At 76.9% G+C, this 21682-nt stretch carries 16 protein-coding genes and 1 riboswitch; of the genes, 15 read left to right on the top strand and 1 reads right to left on the bottom strand.

Going from position 1 to position 21682, the window contains the following annotated elements; genetic code table 11:
- Positions 1 to 93 precede the first annotated feature (93 nt).
- The gene (locus Mco01_RS14435; protein ID WP_204057404.1) at positions 94 to 2553 is read right to left on the bottom strand and encodes an ABC transporter permease; all 2460 of its coding nucleotides are present in this window, start codon (positions 2551 to 2553) and stop codon (positions 94 to 96) included.
- A 139-nt stretch (positions 2554 to 2692) separates the two neighbouring features.
- A riboswitch (cobalamin riboswitch) is annotated at positions 2693 to 2880 on the top strand.
- Between the two features lie 220 nt (positions 2881 to 3100).
- Here Mco01_RS14435 and Mco01_RS14430 point away from each other — a divergent pair.
- The 15 genes from Mco01_RS14430 (at position 3101) to Mco01_RS14360 (ending at position 21677) form a co-directional block, all read left to right on the top strand.
- A complete protein-coding gene (locus Mco01_RS14430) occupies positions 3101 to 4606 on the top strand; it encodes a cobyric acid synthase (protein ID WP_204057403.1) in 1506 nt (501 codons plus the stop codon).
- Positions 4603 to 8145, top strand: coding sequence for a cobaltochelatase subunit CobN (cobN, locus tag Mco01_RS14425; RefSeq protein ID WP_204057402.1), 3543 nt, complete (start codon positions 4603 to 4605; stop codon positions 8143 to 8145). The genes Mco01_RS14430 and cobN overlap by 4 nt, the downstream gene beginning before the upstream one ends.
- The gene (locus tag Mco01_RS14420) at positions 8142 to 10256 is read left to right on the top strand and encodes a putative cobaltochelatase (RefSeq protein WP_204057401.1); all 2115 of its coding nucleotides are present in this window, start codon (positions 8142 to 8144) and stop codon (positions 10254 to 10256) included. The genes cobN and Mco01_RS14420 overlap by 4 nt, the downstream gene beginning before the upstream one ends.
- Entirely contained in the window at positions 10257 to 10871 is a 615-nt protein-coding gene (gene cobO, locus Mco01_RS14415) for a cob(I)yrinic acid a,c-diamide adenosyltransferase (protein ID WP_204057400.1), read from the top strand.
- Complete coding sequence (locus Mco01_RS14410; RefSeq protein ID WP_204057399.1) at positions 10865 to 12190, top strand: cobyrinic acid a,c-diamide synthase CobB; 1326 nt, start codon at positions 10865 to 10867, stop codon at positions 12188 to 12190. The genes cobO and Mco01_RS14410 overlap by 7 nt, the downstream gene beginning before the upstream one ends.
- Positions 12187 to 12909, top strand: coding sequence for a precorrin-2 C(20)-methyltransferase (cobI, locus tag Mco01_RS14405; protein WP_204057398.1), 723 nt, complete (start codon positions 12187 to 12189; stop codon positions 12907 to 12909). The genes Mco01_RS14410 and cobI overlap by 4 nt, the downstream gene beginning before the upstream one ends.
- A complete protein-coding gene (gene cobM / locus Mco01_RS14400; protein ID WP_204057397.1) occupies positions 12906 to 13796 on the top strand; it encodes a precorrin-4 C(11)-methyltransferase in 891 nt (296 codons plus the stop codon). Before cobI ends, cobM begins: the two co-directional genes overlap by 4 nt.
- A complete protein-coding gene (locus Mco01_RS14395) occupies positions 13793 to 15007 on the top strand; it encodes a cobalt-precorrin-5B (C(1))-methyltransferase (protein ID WP_204057396.1) in 1215 nt (404 codons plus the stop codon). The genes cobM and Mco01_RS14395 overlap by 4 nt, the downstream gene beginning before the upstream one ends.
- A complete protein-coding gene (gene cbiE / locus Mco01_RS14390; protein ID WP_204057395.1) occupies positions 15004 to 16218 on the top strand; it encodes a precorrin-6y C5,15-methyltransferase (decarboxylating) subunit CbiE in 1215 nt (404 codons plus the stop codon). The genes Mco01_RS14395 and cbiE overlap by 4 nt, the downstream gene beginning before the upstream one ends.
- A 16-nt stretch (positions 16219 to 16234) precedes the next feature.
- Positions 16235 to 17899, top strand: coding sequence for a precorrin-3B C(17)-methyltransferase (gene cobJ, locus Mco01_RS14385; RefSeq protein ID WP_204057394.1), 1665 nt, complete (start codon positions 16235 to 16237; stop codon positions 17897 to 17899).
- Positions 17887 to 18105 carry an ATP-binding protein gene (locus tag Mco01_RS14380; RefSeq protein WP_239103603.1) on the top strand — a complete coding sequence of 73 codons (219 nt, stop codon included), beginning with the start codon at positions 17887 to 17889 and terminating at the stop codon, positions 18103 to 18105. The genes cobJ and Mco01_RS14380 overlap by 13 nt, the downstream gene beginning before the upstream one ends.
- On the top strand, positions 18102 to 19160 hold the full coding sequence (locus Mco01_RS14375; RefSeq protein WP_204057393.1) for a HoxN/HupN/NixA family nickel/cobalt transporter: 1059 nt from the start codon (positions 18102 to 18104) through the stop codon (positions 19158 to 19160). The genes Mco01_RS14380 and Mco01_RS14375 overlap by 4 nt, the downstream gene beginning before the upstream one ends.
- Entirely contained in the window at positions 19157 to 19729 is a 573-nt protein-coding gene (locus Mco01_RS14370; RefSeq protein WP_204057392.1) for a precorrin-8X methylmutase, read from the top strand. The genes Mco01_RS14375 and Mco01_RS14370 overlap by 4 nt, the downstream gene beginning before the upstream one ends.
- A complete protein-coding gene (locus tag Mco01_RS14365) occupies positions 19726 to 20616 on the top strand; it encodes a sirohydrochlorin chelatase (RefSeq protein ID WP_204057391.1) in 891 nt (296 codons plus the stop codon). The genes Mco01_RS14370 and Mco01_RS14365 overlap by 4 nt, the downstream gene beginning before the upstream one ends.
- An 80-nt stretch (positions 20617 to 20696) precedes the next feature.
- Positions 20697 to 21677, top strand: coding sequence for a zinc-binding dehydrogenase (locus Mco01_RS14360; RefSeq protein WP_204057390.1), 981 nt, complete (start codon positions 20697 to 20699; stop codon positions 21675 to 21677).
- The last annotated feature ends 5 nt before the right edge of the window (positions 21678 to 21682 follow it).

Genomic DNA, 21682 nt, shown 5'->3' with positions numbered 1-21682 from the left:
CGACCGAGGCGACAGGAGGGCCGGATGCCTGCTTGGACGAGCCGTTCTTCATGAACGCCACCCTCACCCGGGACCGGTGACCCCGGGCACGCCTCACTCGGCGGCCAGGACGGTCGCCACGCGGAGCCGTCCCGCCGCCCGGCTCGGCCACACGGCGAGCAGGTTGGCGACGAGCAGGGCCGCGGGTGCGACGAGCAGCAGGGCCGCCGGCGCCGAGGGAGGCACGTACTGGAGGGGGGTCTGGTCCGCGGCCGCCCGCCAGACGGTGCGGCCGAGGGCCACGCCCAGCGGGACCCCGGCCGCCACGCCCACCGCCGCGAGCACGCTCGCCTGCGTCACCAGGATGAGGCGGGCCTGCGGACGGGTCATGCCGAGGGCGCGCAGGACCGCCAGGTCGAACCGCCGCCGGCGGACGGCCGTCGCCAGCGCGTGGCCGGTCGCCCCGGCCGACAGCAGCGCGAGGAACCCGCCGAGCAGGTCCGGCAGCGCGGCGATGTCGCGGATCTCGGTGATCTGCGGCGGGGGCGTGGCCGGGAGGCCGACCGTCACCCTGTCCCCGTCCTTCACCGTGGCCGCCGCCGCGCCCAGCCGGGGGACCACCGCGGCCGGGTCGGTCCCGGGGCGCAGCGCGATGTGCCCGACGTGCCACATGAAGGGAAGCGGAGCGCCGGCGACGAGGCGGTCGTACGTGGCGGGCGTGACCCAGCCGCCCTGCGTGTAGCCGCTCTGCAGTCCCGAAGGCAGGAAGCCGACGCCGGTGACGGTCATGACCACCGGCTCGCCTCCCCCGGCGGTCACCCGGCCGCCGATCCGCGTGCGCAGCTGAGCCGCGGTCACCGTGCCCAGTGCGATCTCGCCGGGACGTTCGGGCAGGCGACCCTCCAGCAGCACGGCCGGCAGCGGTTCGCCGACGGGATCGTAGGTCAGCACGGGGAAGGTCGCGCCGCCCGCCTGGACGACGGAGATCCTCGAGTCGTTGACGGCGGCGACCGCGGGATCGCGCGCGATCGCCGCCAGCAGCGGCGCGGCCCGGACCACGTCGTCGCCCCCGAAGCCCAGGTAGACCTCCAGGCGCTGGGTCTGCCCGAAGCGCGCGGGATTGCCCGCGGCGTCCGACACCCCGGCGGAGAAGGTGGACGCCGCCATAACCCCGAGCACCCCGGCCACCGCTCCCACCAGCGCGGGCCGCACCGGGACCGCCGTCCGTCCCCTCCCGGGCTCCAGCGCGAACCGAGCTCCCACGACCAGCGGCAGGGGCAGGCCCGCCCCCGCCGCGGCCTGGGCGATCACGGATCGCCGGCCCGCGACGGCGGGACCGGCCGCCCGCGCGATCGCCGCGGCCGCGGCGGCTCCCGCTCCCACCAGCAGGACGACGAGCGCTCCGCCGAGCGTGAGCACCGGAACGTCCGCGTCGAGCCCCGGCGCGGGCTCGTGCAGGGCGGCGCTGCCGATGGGGGTCCAGTTCGACGCGACCACGGCGGCCGCCGCGCCGAGGAGGACGCCCGCCGTCCCCGCGAGGGCGGGCCCCGCGGACGCCGCCGCCACCTGCTGCCGCGGAGTCATGCCCACGGCCGTGAGAGGGCGGAGGTCGGCCATCGCGGCCGTGCCGTAGCGGGCCATCGCCTGGCCCACGAGGACCACCGCGGCGGCCGCCGCGACCGCGGCGAAGATCATCAGGCTGGCCGACTCGTAGCCGTTCACCTGGCGCCGGTGCGCGACGACCATGGCGTCCAGGTCCTCCATGTCGGTGTACGAGCCCGTCGCCGCGGCCACGTGCGCGCGGAAGGCGGGAATCGCGGCGGATCCGCCCTTCAGCCGGGCCAGGCCCTCGAAGGGGATGTCGTCGTGGGGGCCGACGATGTCGGCGCGGTACCGGGCGAGGAGGGCGGGTGAGGCGATCACCCCGCCCGCGCCGCCGGGGCTCTCGGCGAACCAGGACGACCGCACGACGCCCACGATCCGCGCCGGGATCGCCGGTCCGCCCGGCCGCGTCCCGCCCCCCGGTCTGTCGGTGGCGGCGGCCTGCTCCGGGGTGGTCAGTCGCAGGGTGACGCGTTCTCCGACGCCCTTGCCGCTGACCTCCCGGAACAGCGGCGTGACCACGACCTCGTCGACCCGTCGCGGGTCGGGAAGCCGTCCGTCGAGGATCACCGGAACCTCGATCGTCCGGAACAGATCCGCGTCGGCCGGCGGGAGGGTCAGGCCGCTCCGGCCGTCGGGGACGTCGTCCACGCCGAACGCCATCGCGGGGAAGGTCGTGAGCGCCTCGACCTCGGGCAGGGCGCGGATCGCGGCCCAGAACCGCGCGTCCGAGTCGATGGGCCGGATCACCACGGTGGCCGACCTGGTGGCCGCCGCAAGCCGGTTGGCCGCGGTGTCCCCCCTTCTCGCCGCCGCGACGGCGGCGAGGACGGTGCCCGAGACGAAGGCGACGAGCAGCGCGAGCACGGCCAGCGACCGCAGGCGGCGGCGCAGTTCCAGTGACAGCCAGAAGGACAACCATCCGAACCCGGTCCCCCCGCCGTCCGGGAGCGGTGTGGCCGCACGGTGCATACCGGGATTACACGCCGCCGCCGAACCGCCGGCCAAGGGTGCTGGCACCCGTGAGGGACGCCCAGGACGACCGGGCTCGCCAAACCGGGACACATCAGTTACCGAGGAAAGATACGGACAGATCACCCCTTGCGGGACCAATATCCAAAGGGTGTATGTTTGCAGCCGCAAGCGACGGAAGCGGAGGAAGCCGGTGTGAATCCGGCGCGGTCCCGCCACTGTCACCGGGGAGCGATCCTCACCACGCCACTGCCCCACCGGGCGGGAAGGCCGAGGGGAGCGTCGATCCGGGAGCCAGGATACTCCGGCCGTCGACCCTTCGACCGGGGGCGCGGACCCCCAGGGAGGACACGCCATGGCCGTGTCAGGCCTGCGCGCGGGCGCCTCGCTCCCGGTGCCGCGCCCCGTTTCCTGAGATGCCGTCCGGCGGCGCCCTCGCCGCCCGTCCCCGCTCTCACTCCCTCGCCGCCCGTCCTCGCCTTCGTCGCCCCATCCGTACGGCACGGCGCGCGTCAACCGCCCGTACGGCGTCGCGGAGGCGGTCGCGATGAGCGGCGCGCTGCTGGTGGCGGGGACCACCTCCGACGCCGGGAAGAGCGTGCTGACGGCGGGGCTGTGCCGGTGGCTGGCCCGGCGCGGCGTGCGGGTGGCGCCCTTCAAGGCGCAGAACATGGCGCTCAACTCGATGGTCACCGCGGACGGCGGGGAGATCGGCCGCGCCCAGGCGATGCAGGCCGCGGCCGCGCGGGTCGAGCCCGAGGCCGCGATGAACCCGGTGCTGCTCAAGCCCGCCGGGGAGCGGCACTCCCACGTCGTGGTGCTCGGCCGCGCCCACGCGGACGTCGACGCGCTGTCCTACCGCGAGCACAAGACGCGCCTGCTCGACGTGGCCGTCGACGCGCTGAACGGCCTGCGCCGGCGGTTCGACGTGGTGATCTGCGAGGGCGCCGGCAGTCCGGCCGAGGTCAACCTGCGCGACCGCGACATCGCGAACATGGGGCTCGCCCGCGCCGCCGGCCTGCCCGTCCTCGTCGTGGGGGACATCGACCGCGGCGGCGTGCTGGCGCACTTCGCGGGCACCCTCGCGGTGCTCGACCCGGCCGACCAGCGGCACCTGGCGGGGTTCGTGGTCAACAAGTTCCGCGGCGACCCGGCGCTGCTGCGGCCCGGGCTCGACTGGGTCCGCGCGGCGACCGGCCGCCCGTGCCTCGGAGTGCTGCCCTGGCTGTCGGGGCTGTGGCTCGACGTCGAGGACTCCCTCGACCTGGAGAGCCGTCCCAGCCTGCTCACCCCGCCCGTCGGCCGCGACGTCCTGCGCGTCGCCCTCGTACGGCTGCCGCGGATGTCGAACGTCACCGACGCGGACGCCCTGGCGGCGGAGCCGGGGGTGAGCGTGCGGCTCGTGACGTCGGCCGCGGAGACTGAGGAGGCGGACCTGGTCGTCGTCCCCGGCACCCGGGCGACCGTCTCCGACCTGCGGTGGCTGCGCGAGCGCGGGCTGGACGGCGTGCTGCGCCGCCGGGCCGCCGAGGGACGGCCGGTGCTCGGGGTGTGCGGCGGCCTGCAGATGCTCGGGAGCGTCATCGACGACGAGGTCGAGAGCCGCGCCGGCCGGGTCGAGGGCCTGGGGCTGCTGCCGGTCCGGACGGTGTACGGCCCGGACAAGGTGCTGGCGCTGCCGAGGGGCCGCTGGCGCGGCCACGAGGTCGCGGGCTACCAGATCCACCACGGCAGGGTGGAGGTCGGCGGGGGCGAGCCGTTCCTCGACGGCTGCCGCGTGGGGCAGGTGTGGGGCACGACCTGGCACGGCCTGTTCGACGAGGACGGCTTCCGCCGGGCCTTCCTGTCCGAGGTCGCCGCCGTCACCGGCCGCGACTGGCTCCCCGGCGACACGACGTTCGCCGAGCGGCGCGAGGCCCGCCTCGACGCGCTGGGCGACCTGGTCGAGGAGCACCTGGACACCGACGCCGTCTGGCGCCTCATCGAGGGCGGGGTGCCCGCCGGCCTGCCCACGGTCTCCATGACCCTCACCCCCGCCAAGGAGCACGGATGACGATGCTGCTGCTGTCGGCCGCCGACACCGAGCTGCTCGCGGCGCGCCGCGGCGGCGCGGCCTGGCGGGTGGCCAACCCGGCCAGGGTCGCGCCCGGGGACGTGCCGGCCCTCGTGGAGGGCGCGGACGCCGTCGTCGTCCGGCTGCTGGGAGGCCGCCGGTCGTGGCCGGAGGGCCTCGACGCCGTGCTCGCCTCAGGCCTGCCGGTCGTCGTGCTCGGCGGGGAGCCGGCCCCGGACGCCGCGTTGATGGCGCTGTCCACCGTGCCGTCCGGCGTCGCCGCCGAGGCGCTCGCCTACCTGGCCGAGGGCGGCCCGGACAACCTGCTCGAGCTGTACCGCTTCCTGTCCGACACGCTGCTGCTGACCGGTGAGGGCTTCGCCCCGCCCCGCGCCACCCCGGCGTACGGGGTCAGGCCCGGGCGGGAGCGGCGCGGCGGCCGGCCGCTGGTGGGCGTGGTGTACTACCGGGCGCACGAGCTGTCGGGCAACACCGCGTTCGTGGACGACCTGTGCGACGCGGTGGAGGCGGCGGGCGCCGACGCGCTGCCGGTCTTCTGCGGGTCGCTGCGCGGCGCGGACGCCGGACTGTTCTCCCTGCTGCGGGAGGCCGACGCGCTGGTCGTCACCGTCCTGGCCGCGGGCGGGGCGGTGGCGAGCGAGGCCGTCGCGGGCGGGGACGACGACGCGTGGGACGTGGGGGCGCTCGCCGCGCTCGACGTGCCGGTGCTCCAGGGACTGTGCCTGACGACGTCCCGCGCCGCCTGGGCCGCGTCGGACGCCGGGCTGTCCCCCATGGACGCGGCCATGCAGGTCGCCGTGCCGGAGTTCGACGGGCGGCTCGTCACCGTGCCGTTCTCGTTCAAGGAGGACGGCCCGGACGGCGTGCCGGTCTACGCCGCCGACCCTGAGCGGTGCGCCCGGGTCGCGGGCCTCGCGGTCGCGCACGCCCGGCTGCGCCACGTGCCCAACCGGGACAAGCGCCTGGCCGTCGTGCTGTCCTCCTACCCGACGAAGCACGCCCGGGTCGGCAACGCGGTCGGCCTCGACACCCCGGCCTCGGCCGTGGTCCTGCTGCGCGCGCTGCGCGAGGCGGGGTACGACGTGGGCGACGCCCCCGACGACGGCGACGCCCTCATCCACGCGCTCATCGCGGCCGGCGGCCACGACGTGGAGTGGCTGACCGAGGAGCAGCTGAGCGCCTCCCCGGCCCGCGTCCCCCTGGCGGCGTACGACTCGTGGTTCTCGGAGCTGCCGGCGGAGCTGCGGGACGCGGTGACCGCGCACTGGGGCCCGCCGCCGGGCTCGCTCTACGTGGACGGCGACGACATCGTGGTGGCCGCGCTGCGGTTCGGCAACGTGCTGGTCGCGATCCAGCCGCCGCGGGGTTTCGGCGAGAACCCGGTGGCCATCTACCACGACCCCGACCTGCCGCCGAGCCACCACTACCTGGCGGCGTACCGGTGGCTGTCGCGCGAGTTCGGCGCGCACGCCGTCGTCCACCTCGGCAAGCACGGCACGCTGGAGTGGCTGCCGGGCAAGGGGCTCGGCCTGTCGGCGTCCTGCGCCCCGGACGCGGCGCTGGAGACACTGCCGCTGGTCTACCCGTTCATCGTGAACGACCCCGGGGAGGGCACGCAGGCCAAGCGGCGGGCGCACGCCACGGTGGTCGACCACCTGATCCCGCCGATGGCCAGGGCCGACTCGTACGGCGACCTCGCCCGGCTGGAGCAGCTTCTCGACGAGCACGCGACCGTGGCCGCACTCGACCCGGCGAAGCTGCCGGCCGTGCGCGCGCAGATCTGGACGCTGATCCAGGCGGCCCAGCTCCACCACGACCTGCACGTGGACGACCGGCCGGACGACGCCGAGTTCGACGACTTCCTGCTCCACGTCGACGGCTACCTGTGCGAGATCAAGGACGCCCAGATCCGCGACGGCCTCCACGTGCTGGGCGCGGCCCCGGCGGGCGAGGCCCGGGTGAACCTCGTGCTCGCCGTGCTGCGCGCCCGGCAGGTGTGGGGCGGCGCGGCCGGCGCGCTGCCCGGGCTCCGCGAGGCGCTCGGGCTGGCCGAGGGCAAGGAGGCCAGGGGCGAGGTCGACCGGTTCGAGGAGGAGGCGCGGCGGCTGGTCGCGGCCATGGAGGAACGGGGCTGGGACCCCGGGGCCGCCGCCGAGGTCTCCCCCGCCGCCGACGTCGCGCGGGTGCTGCGCTTCGCCGCGACCGAGGTCGTCCCCCGGCTCGACCGCACCACCGACGAGGTGGCCCACCTGCTGCACGCCCTCGACGGCGGCTACGTGCCGGCCGGGCCGTCCGGGTCGCCGACGCGCGGGCTCGTCAACGTGCTGCCGACCGGCCGCAACTTCTACTCCGTGGACCCCAAGGCCATCCCCTCGCGGCTCGCCTGGGAGACCGGCGCCGCCCTGGCGGCCTCGCTGGCCGAGCGGTACCGGGCCGACACCGGCGGCTGGCCGCGGACGGTCGGCCTCACGGTCTGGGGCACCAGCGCGATGCGCACCCAGGGCGACGACATCGCCGAGGTCCTCGCGCTGCTCGGCGTCCGGCCCACCTGGGACGACGCCTCCCGCCGGGTGACCGGCTTCGAGGTCATGACGGCGGAGGAGCTGGGCCGCCCCCGCGTGGACGTGGTCGTGCGGATCAGCGGCTTCTTCCGCGACGCCTTCCCGCACGTCGTCGCGCTGATCGACGACGCCGTCCGGGCCGTCGCCGCGCTCGACGAGCCGGCCGAGGTCAACCCGCTGCGCGCGCACGTCGCGGAGGAGGTCGCCCGGCACGGCGACCACCGCCGCGCCACCAGCCGCGTCTTCGGCTCCCGGCCCGGGGCGTACGGCGCGGGGCTGCTGCCGCTCATCGACGCCCGCAACTGGCGCGACGACGCCGACCTGGCCGAGGTCTACGCCGTCTGGGGCGGCTACGCGTACGGCAGGGGCCTCGACGGCCGGGAGGCCAGGGCGGACATGGAGGCGGCCTTCCGCCGCATCGAGGTGGCCGCGAAGAACCAGGACAACCGCGAGCACGACATCGCCGACTCCGACGACTACTTCCAGTACCACGGCGGCATGGTCGCCATGGTCCGGCACCTGACCGGCGCGTCCCCAGCGGCGTACGTGGGCGACTCGCACGTGCCCGACGCCGTGCGCACGCGGACGCTGGGCGAGGAGACACGGCGGGTGTTCCGGTCCCGCGTCGTCAACCCCCGGTGGATCGCGGCGATGCGGCGCCACGGCTACAAGGGCGCGTTCGAGATGGCGGCCACGGTGGACTACCTGTTCGGCTTCGACGCGACGGCCGGGGTGGTGGACGACTGGATGTACGAGTCGCTCGCCCAGTCGTACGTCTTCGACCCCGGGGTGCGCGAGTTCATGCGCCGGTCGAACCCGTGGGCGCTGCGCGGCATCGCCGAACGGCTGCTGGAGGCGGCCGAGCGCGGCCTGTGGGCGGACCCGTCGCCGGAGACCCTCGACGGCCTCCGGACCACCTACCTGGAGATGGAAGGCGACCTGGAGGCGGGCGCATGACCGTGACGTACCCGTTCAGCGCGGTGGTCGGGCTCGACGACCTCAAGCGGGCGCTGCTGCTGAACGCCGTGTCGCCGTCGATCGGCGGGGTCCTCGTGCGAGGCGAGAAGGGCACGGCCAAGTCGACCGTCGTGCGGTCGCTGGCGGCGCTGCTGCCGCCGGTGGCCGTGGTGACGGGGTGCCGGTTCTCCTGCGACCCGGCCGCGCCCGACCCCGCCTGCCCCGACGGCCCGCACGACTCGGCGCCCGGCGTCGTCCGGCCCGCCCGCCTGGTCGAGCTGCCGGTGGGGGCGAGCGAGGACCGCGTCGCCGGCGCGCTCGACCTCGAACGGGCCCTCACGGAGGGCGTCAAGGCGTTCGAGCCGGGCCTGCTCGCGGCGGCCCACCGCGGGGTCCTGTACGTGGACGAGGTCAACCTGCTCCACGACCACCTCGTCGACCTGCTGCTCGACGCCGCCGCCATGGGCACGGCGTACGTCGAGCGGGAGGGCGTCTCGGTGCGGCACGCCGCCCGCTTCCTGCTGGTGGGCACGATGAACCCCGAGGAGGGCGAGCTCCGTCCCCAGTTGCTCGACCGGTTCGGCCTGGCCGTCGAGGTACGGGCCAGCCGCGACCCGGGCGAGCGCGCCGAGGTGGTGCGCGGGCGGCTGGCGTACGACGCCGACCCCGCCGGGTTCGCCGCCGCCCACCGGGAGCGGGACGCCGATCTCGCCGCCCGGATCGCGGCGGCCCGCGACCGCCTGCCCCGCGTGACGCTGCCGGACCACGCGCTGCGCCGGATCACCGCGGTGTGCGCGGCCTTCGACGTGGACGGCCTGCGCGCCGACCTGGTCATGGCCCGTACGGCGGTCGCGCTGGCCGCCTGGGAGGGGCGGGACGAGGTGAACGCGGACGACGTGCGGGCGGCGGCCCGGCTCGCGCTGCCGCACCGCCGTCGCCGGGACCCCTTCGACACCCCCGGAGTGGACGAGGACGACCTCGACCGGGCGCTGGCCGAGGCGGAGGCCGCGAGCGGGCCCGAGGGCCCGGCCGGCGACGACGGCCCCGGGCCCGACGACGACGGCCCGGGCAGCGGTCCCGGCGGCGGCCCGGGCGGCGGCTCCGACGGTGGTTCCGGCGACGGCCCTGACAGTGGACCCGGCGGCGGCCCGAGCGGCGGTTCCGGCGACGGCTCCGGCGGCGGTTCCGGCGACGGCTCCGGCGGCGGTTCGGGCGGCGGGCGAGGCGTACCGGGGCCCGGCGGCGAGGCACGCGGCGAGGGGCGCTCCTCCGCTCCCGGGCAGGAGGCCGTCGCCCCCTCGGCGACGTACCGGCCGCGGCTGCTGGCCCCCCGCACGGTGGGCGAGGAGGGCCCGGCCGGGCGGCGCGGGCGCACGACAGGCGGGGCCGGACGGGCCACGGGCGCACGGCCGCCGTCCGGCCGCCTGCGGCGGCTGCACCTGGCGGCGACCCTGGCCGCCGCCGCGCCGCACCAGATCGGACGCGGACGCGACCGCGGCGGCCTGCTGCTGCGCCGCGACGACCTCCGCGAGGCGGTCCGCGAGGGACGGGAGTCGAACCTCGTGCTCTTCTGCGTGGACGCGAGCGGCTCCATGGCGGCCAGGGCGCGCATGCGGGCCGTGAAGGGCGCCGTGCTGTCGCTGCTCCTCGACGCCTACCAGCGCCGCGACAAGGTGGGCCTGGTGACGTTCCGGGGTGAGGACGCCACGGTCGCGCTGCCGCCCACGTCGAGCGTCGAGCTGGCGTCGGCCCGTCTCGCGCGGCTCCCGACCGGCGGCCGCACCCCCCTCGCCGCCGGGCTGCGGCGCTCGGCGCGGGTGCTGGCGGCCGAACGGCTGCGCGACCCGCGCCGCCGCCCGCTGCTGGTGGTGGTGACGGACGGCCGCCACACCGCGGGGCCCGACCCCGCCGGCGTCGCACTGCGCCTGCGCGCGTCCGGGGTGGGCGGCGACCCGCTCGCCAGCGTGGTCGTCGACTGCGAGCAGGGACCCGTACGGCTCGGCCTCGCGGCGCGGCTCGGGGCCGCGCTCGGCGGGATCGTGCTGCGGCTCGACGACCTGGCGGCCGACGGCCTCGCGGGCGTGGTCCGCGACGTGAGGAAGGTGGCGTAGATGCCGCAGGGCAGACCGGCGACGGTGCCCGACGACGGGCTGACCACGCGCGAGCGGCGCAACCGGCCGCTCGTCATCGTCCACACCGGGGAGATGAAAGGGAAGTCCACGGCGGCGTTCGGCCTCGCGCTGCGCGCCTGGAGCCAGGGCTGGCCCATCGGCGTGTTCCAGTTCGTGAAGAGCGCCAAGTGGCGGGTCGGCGAGGAGGCCGCGCTGCGCGCGCTCGGCCGCGTCCACGGCGAGACCGGCGAGGGCGGCCCGGTGACCTGGCACAAGATGGGCGAGGGCTGGTCGTGGATCCAGCGCCCCGGCGCCGAGGCCGACCACGCCGCCGACGCCCGGGAGGGCTGGGCGCAGATCAGGCGCGACCTCGCGGCCGAGACCTACCGGTTGTACGTCCTCGACGAGTTCACCTACCCGATGAAGTGGGGCTGGGTGGACGTCGACGACGTGGTGGCGACGCTGCGCGACCGGCCCGGCCGCCAGCACGTGGTGATCACCGGGCGCGACGCCGACCCCCGGCTCGTGGAGGCGGCCGACCTGGTCGTGGAGATGACGAAGGTCAAGCACCCCATGGACGCCGGTCAGAAGGGCCAGAGGGGGATCGAATGGTGACCGTCCCCCGGGTGGTGGTCGCCGCCCCCGCCTCCGGCGCCGGGAAGACCACGGTGGCCACCGGGATCATGGCCGCGCTGGCGGCCAGGGGCCTGCGGGTGTCGCCGCACAAGGTCGGTCCCGACTACATCGACCCCGGCTACCACGCGCTCGCCACCGGCCGTCCCGGCCGGAACCTCGACGCGTTCCTCACGGGCGAGGGCCTGGTGGGCCCGCTGTTCGCGCACGGCGCCCGGGGCGCGGACGTCGCGGTCGTCGAGGGCGTCATGGGGCTGTTCGACGGCCGGGGCGCGACCGGGGAGGCGTCCACCGCCCACGTCGCCCGGCTGCTGCGCGCGCCCGTGCTGCTGGTCGTGGACGCGTCGTCGCAGTCGTCGTCGGTGGCGGCGCTCGTGCACGGGTTCGCGACGTACGACCCGTCGGTGGAGGTGGCGGCGGTGGTCCTCAACCGGGTGGGCTCGCCGCGGCACGAGGAGATCCTCCGGGAGGCGCTCGCCACCTTGGGCATGCCGGTCGCGGGCGCGTTGCCGAGGGACGCGGGCGTCCACGTGCCCTCCCGGCACCTCGGGCTGGTGCCCGCCGCCGAGCGGGAGGCGGAGGCCCTGCGGGCGGTGGCCGCGCTCGGCGCCCTGGTGGAGCGCCACTGCGACCTGGACATGATCGTCCGGATCGCCTCCGCCGCGCCGCCCCTCGCCGTCACCCCCTGGTCCGCCGCCGAGGCCCTGCGGCAGGACGCCGGCGCGGGACGACGGCCGGTGGTGGCGGTCGCGGCGGGGGCCGCGTTCACGTTCTCGTACGCCGAGACGACGGAGCTGCTGACAGCGGCCGGGGCGGAGGTGGCGGTCGTCGACCCCCTCGCCGACGAACGGCTGCCCGAGGGTGTCCGCGGCCTGGTGATCGGGGGCGGGTTCCCCGAGATGCACACGGCCGACCTGTCGGCCAACGTCCCCCTCCGGGCCGAGGTCGCCCGGCTCGCGGCGCGCGGGCTGCCCGTCTGGGCGGAGTGCGCCGGGCTCCTCTACCTCGCCCGGTCGCTCGACGGGACGCCGATGTGCGGGGTGCTGCCGATCGAGGCCCGGATGACCGGCCGTCTCACGCTCGGCTACCGCGACGCCGTACGGGCCGACGGGTCGGCCGTGCGGGCGCACGAGTTCCACCGCACCGTCTGCTCCCCCGCCGCCGGCGAGCCCGCCGCGTACACCCTCGACGGCGGGCGGCGCGAGGGCTTCGTCCGAGGCGGGGTGCACGCGTCGTACCTGCACGTCCACTGGGCGGGCGCGCCGCGCCTGGCCCGCGACCTCGTGGCGGCCGCCGCATGAGGCCGGCGCTGGTGGGGGTCGGCGTCGGCCCCGGGGATCCCGACCTGGTCACCGTGCGGGCCGTCCGGGTGCTGCGGGACGCGGACGTGGTGGTGGTGCCGGTGGCCGACACCGGCGAGGAGGGGCGCGCCGAGCGGATCGTCCGGGCGCACGCCGAGCGCGAGGTGCGCAGGCTGGTCTTCGCGCTGACCGACGGCCCGCGGCGCGACGGCGCCTGGGACGCGGCCGGGGCGCAGGTCGCCCGCGCGTTCGCCGAGGGCAGCCGCACGGTCGCCTTCGCGACGATCGGCGACCCCAACGTCTACAGCACGTTCACCTATCTCGCCGCGACCGTGAGGACGCTCGTGCCCGAGGTGGAGGTGCGCACGGTCCCCGGGATCACCGCGATGCAGGCGCTCGCGGCCGCCAGCGGCACCGTGCTGGTCGAGGGGCGGGAGTCGCTCGCGCTGATGCCGCTGACCGCCGGGGTCGACGCGCTGCGCCGGGCGCTCGACGCCCACGACACCGTCGTCGCGTACAAGGGCGGGCGCGTGCTGCCCGAGGTCCTGGAGGCCGTGCGCGACGCGGGCAGGCTCGCCGGAGCCGTGTACGGCGCGTCGCTCGGGCTGCCGGACGAGGACATCCGTCCCGCCGCCGGCCTCGACCCCGGCGCGGCCGGGCCGTACCTGTCGGCGCTGATCGTGACCCCACCGAGGACGGGCCGAGGAGGCCGGCTGTGACGACCGACGCGACCCCCCAGGACAGCGGACGTCCGGCCCGCCCCCCTGCCGCCCCGGGCGCGACGGGGGGTGGCGGCGAGGGCGGGCGCGGGTCGGTGACGTTCGTCGGCGCCGGGCCGGGGGCGGCCGACCTGCTGACGCTGCGCGGGGCGGCCGCCATCGGACGCGCGGACGTCGTGATCTGGGCCTCCAGCCTCGTCCACCCCGGCGTCCTCGACCACGCCCGCGCGGACGCGCGGATCGTCGACTCCGCGGCGGTGCCACTGGAGGAGGTGGTCGCCCTCTACGAGGAGGCGGCCCGCGACGGCCTCGACGTGGCGCGGGTGCATTCGGGCGACCCCGCCCTGTGGGGGGCCGTGCAGGAGCAGCTCGACAGATGCGCGGCCCTCGGGCTGGCCACCGAGATCGTGCCCGGCGTGTCGAGCTTCACCGCCGTCGCGGCGGCCGTGGGCCGGGAGCTCACCGTCCCCGAGGTCGCGCAGTCGGTGGTCCTCACGCGCCTCGAGGGCGGCAAGACGCCGATGCCCGAGGGCGAGACCGTCCGGGGCTTCGCCGCGCACGGAGCGACGATGGCGCTGTTCCTGTCGGCCGCCCGCTCGGCGCAGCTCCAGCAGGAGCTGCTGGCGGGCGGGTACCCGCCGGAGACGCCCTGCGTCGTCGGCTACCGGGTGACGTGGGAGGACGAGCTCGTTCTGCGCTGCCGCCTCGACGAGCTGGCCGCCACGGTCCGCGCCCACCGGCTCTGGAAGCACACGCTCGTGCTGGTCGGGCCCGCGCTGGACGCCGAGGGGAAGCGCTCGCACCTCTACCACCCCGGGCACTTCCACGGGCACCGCCGCCCCGACCCCGTCGCGCGCCGCGCCCTGCGCTCCGGGGGCGCGTCATGACCGAGCCCCCCGGTCCGGAGCCGCGCACCGGGCACCCGGCCGAGCAGGCCGAGCCGGATGCCGCCGAGGCCGACGCCGGCCGGCCGGAGCTGCGCGAGCCGGACCTGCCGCGCACGATGCGGGTGCGCAAGCGGGCGCTGCGCACCGGGTGGACGACGGGCACGTGCAGCGCCGCCGCGGCGAAGGCGGCGAGCATCGCGCTCGCCCACGGCGACACTCCCCCGCTGGTCGACACCCCGATGCCGGGCGGCGGCCGGGTGGAGCTGCCCGTCGACTCCTACGACCTGGGCGACGGCCGGGCCACGGCGGTCGTGGTCAAGGACGCGGGCGACGACCCGGACGTGACGCACGGCGCCCACATGACGGCGACGGTGTCATGGCGGCGCGAGACCGGCATCGAGCTGGACGGCGGCGTCGGGGTGGGCGTCGTGACGCGGCCCGGCCTCGGGCTGGAGGTCGGCGGGCCGGCCATCAACCCCATGCCGAGGGCGCAGATCACGCAGGCGGTGGGCGAGGTCCTCGACCTGGAACGGCACGGCGTACGCGTGATCATCAGCGTGCCCGAGGGCGAGCGGATGGCCCGCAAGACGACCAACGCCCGGCTCGGCATCCTCGGCGGGATCTCGATCCTGGGCACGACCGGCGTCGTCCGGCCGTTCTCGACCGAGTCGTGGCGCTCGTCCGTCGTCCAGGCGATCAGCGTGATGGCCGCCCAGGGCGAGCGGACGCTGGTGCTGTCGACCGGGGGCCGCACCGACCGGGCGGCCATGCGGCTGCGACCCGACCTGCCCGAGGTGTGCTTCGTCGAGGTGGGCGACTTCACCGGCGCCGCCCTCCGGCGGGCCGTCGAGGCGGGGCTGTCCGAGGTGGTGTTCGTCGGGATGGCGGGCAAGCTCGCCAAGCTGGCGGCGGGCGTGCTCATGACCCACTACACCCGGTCGAAGGTGGACCGGGGGCTGCTCGCCTCGATCACCGGGCGGGCCGGCGGCGACGAGGCCCTGATCGGGCGGGTCGCCGAGGCCAACACCGCCCGGCACGCGTACGAGCTGTGGGAGGAGGCGGGCCTGCTGGAGCCGGCCGCCCGCCTCGTCTGCGTGCGGGTGAAGGAGGTCCTGGAGCGTTTCACCGAGGGCGCCCTGGCGGCGACCGTCGTCATGGTGGACCCCGACGGGCACGCCCCGGTGGCGTCCAGCGAGGGGGCCGTCGCGTGACCCGCGGACGGGACGCCGGGGCCGCGGGCGCGCCGGTCGCGGTGATCGGCGTGGACGGGCGGCCGCTCGCGCCGCGGGCGGCCGCGCTGCTGGCCGGGGCCACGCTGGTGGTGGGCGCCGCCCGGCACCTGGACGCCCTCCCTGTGCCCGACCGGGCGGCCCGCCACGTGCTGGGCGACGTGACGGCGGCCCTGGAGGCGACCGGCCGCCACGAGGGCCGGGCCGTGGTGCTGGCCTCGGGCGACCCGGGCTTCTTCGGCATCGTCCGCCTCCTGCGCGAGCGCGGGCTCCGGGTGGACGTGGAGCCCGCGGTGTCGTCGGTCGCGGCGGCGTTCGCCCGGGCCGGGCACTCCTGGGACGACGCGGTGGTGGTCAGCGCGCACGGCCGGGACCCGCGCCGGGCCGTCAACGCCTGCCGCGCGCTGCCGAAGGTCGCCGTGCTGACGGCGCCCGGCTGCGGCCCCGCCGAGATCGCCGGGGCCCTGGGGGACCTGCCGCGGGTGCTCGTCGTCGCCGAGCGCCTCGGCGCCCCCGGTGAGCGCGTCACCACGTGCACCCCGGACGAGGCGGCGGCGCGGACCTGGGCCGACCCGAACGTCCTGCTCGTGCTGGCCGCGGACGCGTCCCCCGGCAGGGGCTGGGCGTCGCCGCGCCGACTGACGCCGTCCCGGTGGGGGCTGCCCGAGGAGTCGTACGAGCACCGGGACTCGATGATCTCCAAGGCGGAGGTGCGGGCGCTCGCGCTCGCCCACCTCGGGCCGGGGCTCGGCGACCTCGTGTGGGACCTCGGCTGCGGCAGCGGCTCGGTGGCCGTCGAGTGCGCCCGCTTCGGCGCGGCCGTGGTGGCGGTCGACCGGGACCCGGCCCAGTGCGAGCGGGCCCGCCGCAACGCGCGCGACCACGGCGTCGAGCTGAGCGTGGTGCGCGGCGACGCCCCCGCGTGCCTCCCCGACCTGCCGGACCCGGACGCGGTGTTCGCCGGGGGCGGCGGGCCCGCCGTCGTCGCCGCCGCGGCCGCGCGCGGCGCCCGGTCCGTGGTCGCGGCGCTCGCCGCCGTCGACCGGGTCGCGCCCGTGCGGGACGCCCTCAGGGCGGCCTCGTACGAGGTGGGGGGCGCCGCGCTCACGGCGTCGCGGTTCGGCGGCCTGCCCGACGGGTCGACCCGCCTCGTCGCGGCCAACCCGGTCTTCCTCGTGTGGGGGCACCGATGACCAGGAGGGAGACGGCGTGACGACCGGACTCGTGACCGCCACCAGGGCCGGCCGTACGGCGGCGGCCCGGCTGGCGGAGCACTGGGCGGACACGCGGCACTACGCGGTGGCCGACCTCGCGCGGGCGTGGCGGGAGTGCGACGAGATCGTCTGCTTCCTGGCCGTCGGCGCGGCCGTACGGCTCATCGCGCCGCTGCTGGGCGACAAGCGGACCGACCCGGGCGTGGTGTGCGTGGACGAGGCGGGCCGGTTCGCGGTCGCGGTGGCCGGAGGGCACGCCGGCGGGGCGAACGGCCTCGCGCACCGGGTGGCCGACGCGCTCGGCGCGCAGCCGGTCGTGACGACGGCGACCGACGCCACCGGGACGAGCCCGCTCGACGCGATCGGCATGCCGGTCGAGGGAGACGTGGCCGCCGTGACGCGGGCCATGCTGGACGGCGACGAGGTGGCGCTGGCGTCCGACGCCACGTGGCCGCTGCCGCCCCTCCCCGTCACCGCCGCCGGGGAAGGCCGCGGGGCGCCGTGCGTGCTCGTCACGGACCGGCTGGTGGAGACGCCGAGGCCGGCGGTCGTGGTCCGGCCGCCGAGCCTCGTGGTCGGGGTCGGCGGCAGCCGCGGGGTGACCGCGGAGGAGGTCCTCGAACTGGTCGCGGCGACGCTGGACGAGGCCGGGCTGGCCGCCGCCTCGGTCGCGCGGCTGGCCACGGCCGACGTGAAGGCAGGCGAGCCCGGCATCGTGGCCGCGGCCCGCGCCCTCGGGGTGCCGCTGGTCGCCCATCCCGCCGGCCGGCTGGCCGAGGTGGACGTGCCCAACCCGAGCGAGGTCGTGCGGGAGGCGGTCGGCACGCCGAGCGTCGCCGAGGCGGCGGCACTGGCGGACGGCGGCGACCTCGTCGTCCCCAAGCGCAAGTCGGCGATGGCGACCGCCGCCGTCGCCCGCATCCGCCCGCGCGGGCGGCTCGCGATCGTCGGGCTCGGGCCGGGCGCCCGCGACCTGCTCACCCCGCGCGCCGTGGCGGAGCTACGGCGGGCGAGCCACGTCGTGGGGCTCGACCAGTACGTGGCCCAGGTCCGCGACCTGCTGCGGCCGGGCACCCGGGTCGTGGAGTCGGGGCTGGGCGCGGAGGAGGAGCGGGCCCGGTCCGCCGTACGACTGGCGCGGGAGGGCCACGCCGTGGCGCTCCTCGGCAGCGGCGACGCCGGGGTGTACGCGATGGCCTCGCCCGCGCTGGAGAACGCCGACGACACGTTCGACGTGGTGGGCGTGCCCGGGGTGACCGCGATGCTCGCCGCGTCGGCCCTGCTCGGCGCGCCGCTCGGGCACGACCACTGCGCGATCAGCCTGTCCGACCTGCACACGCCGTGGGAGGCCATCGAGCGCAGGGTCGCCGCCGCGGCCGAGGCCGACCTCGTCGTGGCGTTCTACAACCCCCGGTCCCGCGCGCGGGGCTGGCAGCTCCCCCGGGCGCTGGAGATCCTCGCCCGGCGGCGGCCCGCCGGGACGCCCGTCGGGGTGGTGACCGACGCGAGCCGCCCGGGCGAGAGCGTCGCGCTGTCCACCCTCGGCGACCTCGACGTGGAGACGGTGACGATGCGCAGCCTCGTGATCGTGGGCTCCTCCCGCAGCCGCGTGGTGGCCGGGCGGTTCGTGACGCCGCGGGAGTACACGTGGCAGCGGTGACGGGGACCGCCTCCCGGGGCGCGGCGGCGGGCTACGCGGTGACGGCCGCCTGCGCGGGATGCGGGGCCTGCCTGCTCACCTGCCCTGAACACGCCATCCGGCCCTCCCACGAGGGGGGCCTGGTGGTGCTCGACGCCCTGTGCAGCCGGTGCGGGGAGTGTGTCGAGGTCTGTCCGGTCGACGCGGTCGTGGAGGTGCGGTCATGAATCCGGCGACGTACGCGCATGCCAGGTGGACGGCGGGAGAGCGGATGCGGATCGGCGGCATCGTCGCCGTCGTCGCGGTGCTCCACATCGCCGGCTGGTCGCTGTACCTGTACTACGCCGACGGCCTCGCGGGGGCCGGGGCGTTCGCCGGGGCGGGGACCCTCGCCTACAGCCTCGGCATCCGGCACGCCTTCGACGCCGACCACATCGCGGCCATCGACGACACGACGCGGCTGATGCTGCAGCGCGGCCGCCGCCCGGTCGGCGTGGGCTTCTTCTTCGCCCTCGGCCACTCGACCGTCGTCCTGGCGCTGGCGCTGATCGTCGCGATGGCCGCCGGCGCGGCCGGGCACGACGTGGAGAGCTTCCGGCGCGTCGGCGGGCTGGTCTCGCAGGTGGTCGCCATGGCGTTCCTGCTGCTCGTCGCGGTCCTGAACGGCCTCGTGCTCACCGGCGTGGCCGGGCTGTGGCGGCGGATGTCCCGCGGCCGGATCGACCGCGACGAGCTGGAGCTGATGCTGCTCAACCGGGGCCTCATGAACCGCGTCCTGGGCAGCCGCGTCCGGGGGCTGATCCGGTCGTCGTGGCACATGTACCCGGTCGGCCTGCTGTTCGGGCTGGGCCTGGAGACGGCCAGCGAGGTGACGCTGCTCGCACTGTCGGCCGGCGCGGCGTCGCAGGGCGGGCTGCCGACGCTGGCCGTGCTCACGCTGCCGCTGCTGTTCGCCGCCGGGATGACGGCCTGCGACACCGCGGACAGCCTGCTCATGTCGCGGGCCTACTCGTGGGCCTACCGCAGCCCCGCGCGCCGGCTCTACTACAACGCCGCCACGACCGGGATGACCGTGCTGGTGGCCGCGTTCATCGCGACCGTGTACCTGGCCGCCCTGGTCGCCGACGCGACCGGTATGGGTGGGCCGCTCGCGGCGTACGCCTCGCTCGCCGACCACTTCGAGGTCCTCGGGTACGTCATCGTGGCGCTGTTCGTCGCCACGTGGGCGCTCGCCGCGCTGGTGTGGCGGGTGTCCGGACTCGGGCGGAGGTACGCCGAGTGAGGGCCGTCCACCCCATCGAGGCCCGGTCGTACGAGATCCTCCGCGCGCGGGTGGACACCTCGGGCCTGCCACCGCTGACGCGCGCCGTGACGGAACGGGTGATCCACGCCAGTGCGGATGTCGGCTACCTCGGCGACCTGGTGATGTCCGCGGAGGAGCACCTGCGCGCCGCCGCGGCCGCGCTGCGCGGCGGGGCGCCGGTCGTCACCGACGTGGAGATGGTGGCCGCGGGCGTGACCGCAGTTGCCCCGGTCTGCCGGGTGCGGGAGGCCGCGGCGGGCGGCGGCCTGACCCGCAGCGCCGCCGGGATCCGGCTGGCGTACGCGGAGGTCGGGCCGGGGGCGGTCTGGGCCGTCGGCAACGCCCCCACGGCGCTGGAGGAGATCCTGCGCCTGGACGTGCGTCCCGTGCTGGTCGTGGGGCTGCCCGTCGGCTTCGTCGGGGCCGCCGAGTCGAAGCAGGCCCTGCGCGAGTCGGGGCTGCCCGCCGTCAGCAACCGCAGCGAGAAGGGCGGATCGGCCGTCGCCGCGGCCGCCGTCAACGCACTGCTCTATTGGGAGGGGTCATGAACGAGGCGACCGCGCACGGGGGCCCTGCGGTGCTCCTCGTCGGTCATGGGACGAAGGACGCCGCGGGGGTGCGCGACTTCCACCGGCTGGTGGAGATCGTGGCCGGACGGGCGGGCGTCCCGGTGGCCGGAGGGTTCATCGAACTGTCCCGCCCGCCGCTGCGCGAGGCGGTCGCGTCACTGGTGGCGTCCGGGCACAGCCGGCTCGGCGTGGTGCCGCTCGTGCTGGTCGCCGCCGGGCACGCCAAGGGCGACATCCCGGCCGCGCTGCAGCGGGAGGTCTCCCGGCATCCGCGCCTCGGGTACGCCTACGGCCGCCCGCTCGGCCCGCACCCCGCGCTGCTCGACCTGCTGGAGGACCGGCTCGACGCCGTCCTCGACCCCTCCGAGCGGTCCGGCACCACGGTGGTCCTGGTCGGCCGCGGCTCCACCGACCCCGACGCGAACGCCGAGCACGTCAAGGTGGCCCGGCTGCTGTGGGAGGGCCGGGGCCTGGCGGGCGTGGAGCCCGCGTTCATCAGCCTCGCCTCCCCGTCCGTGCCCGCCGCGCTCGAACGGGCCCGGCTGCTGGGCGCCCGCAGGATCGTCGTGCTGCCGTACTTCCTGTTCAACGGCGTGCTCCCGGCCCGTACGGCCGAGCAGGCGCTGGCGTGGGCGGCCGGCCGTCCCGAGGTGGACGTCCGCTGCGCCGACGTGATCGGGCCCGCCCCGGCACTGGCCGACCTGGCCCTGGAGCGGTACCGCGAGGCGCTGCGCGGCGACATCCGGATGAACTGCGACACCTGCGTCTACCGCGTCTCCCTCCCCGGGCACGAGCACCGGGTGGGCGCGCCCCAGCACCCGCACGACCATCCCGACGACCCGGCGCACGTCCACGCCCACGTCTGATCCCCGTACGGCCCCTTGACCTGAACCTTGGTTGAAGTTGGAGGGTGGACGGGACATCCCAGGAGTACGAGGAGTGACCTGTGCACGCTGTGCGGCAGTACGCGTTCGGCCCGGCGGAGAACCTGCGCTGGGAGGAGGTGCCGGACCCCGAGCCCGGCGCCGGGCAGGTGCGGATCGCCGTCCAGGCGTCGGGCGTGCACCTGATCGACACGGTGATCCGTGCGGGGGTGGCCCGCGGGCCGATCCCGCTTCCCGACCTGCCGATGACCCCGGGCAGGGAGGTGGCCGGCGTCGTCGACGCGGTCGGCCACGGCGTGGACCCGGAGTGGCTGGGCCGGCGGGTGGTCGCGCACCTCGGCCTGGCGAGCGGCGGCTACGCCGAGCGGGCGCTCGCCGACGTGACCGCCCTGCACCGGCTGCCGGACCACCTGGACGAGACGGTCGCGGTGGCGATGACCGGCACCGGCCGCATGACGATGGGCATCCTCACCGTCGCCCCCATCGAGCCGGACGACGTCGTGCTGGTGACCGCCGCGGCCGGGGGGATCGGCACGCTCCTCGTGCAGGCGGCCGGGAACGCGGGCGCCCGGGTGGTCGGCGTGGCGGGCGGCCCGGCCAAGGTGGAGCGCGTGCTGGCGAACGGCGCCGGCGCGGCGGTCGACTACACGGTCCCCGGCTGGCCGGACGAGGTGCGCCGCGCGCTGGACGGGCGTGAGATCACGGCCGCCTACGACGGCGTCGGCGGGGAGGCCGGCCGGGCCGCGCTCGACCTGCTCGGGGCGGGCGGACGGCTGACCCTGTTCGGGTTCTCGTCGGGCGAGCCCACCCGGTTCGCCTCCGATGACCTGTTCGCGCGCGGCCTCACCGTGTCCGTCGCCCTCGGGCCGCGGATCCTGCGGCTCCCCGGAGGCCTTCGCGCGCTCGAGGAGCGGGCCCTCGCCGAGGCGGCGGCCGGGCGGCTCGTCCCGGCCGTGCAGACGTTCCCGCTCAAGGACGCCGCCTCCGCGCACGCCGCCCTGGAGTCCCGGGCCACGATCGGCAAGGTCGTCCTGGTCCCGTAACGCCC

This window comes from Microbispora corallina (assembly GCF_016863035.1).
In the GTDB taxonomy this organism is placed as follows: domain Bacteria; phylum Actinomycetota; class Actinomycetes; order Streptosporangiales; family Streptosporangiaceae; genus Microbispora; species Microbispora corallina.
Note: the sequence above shows the minus strand (reverse complement) of the source record. Positions and strands in the feature narration are given on the sequence as shown.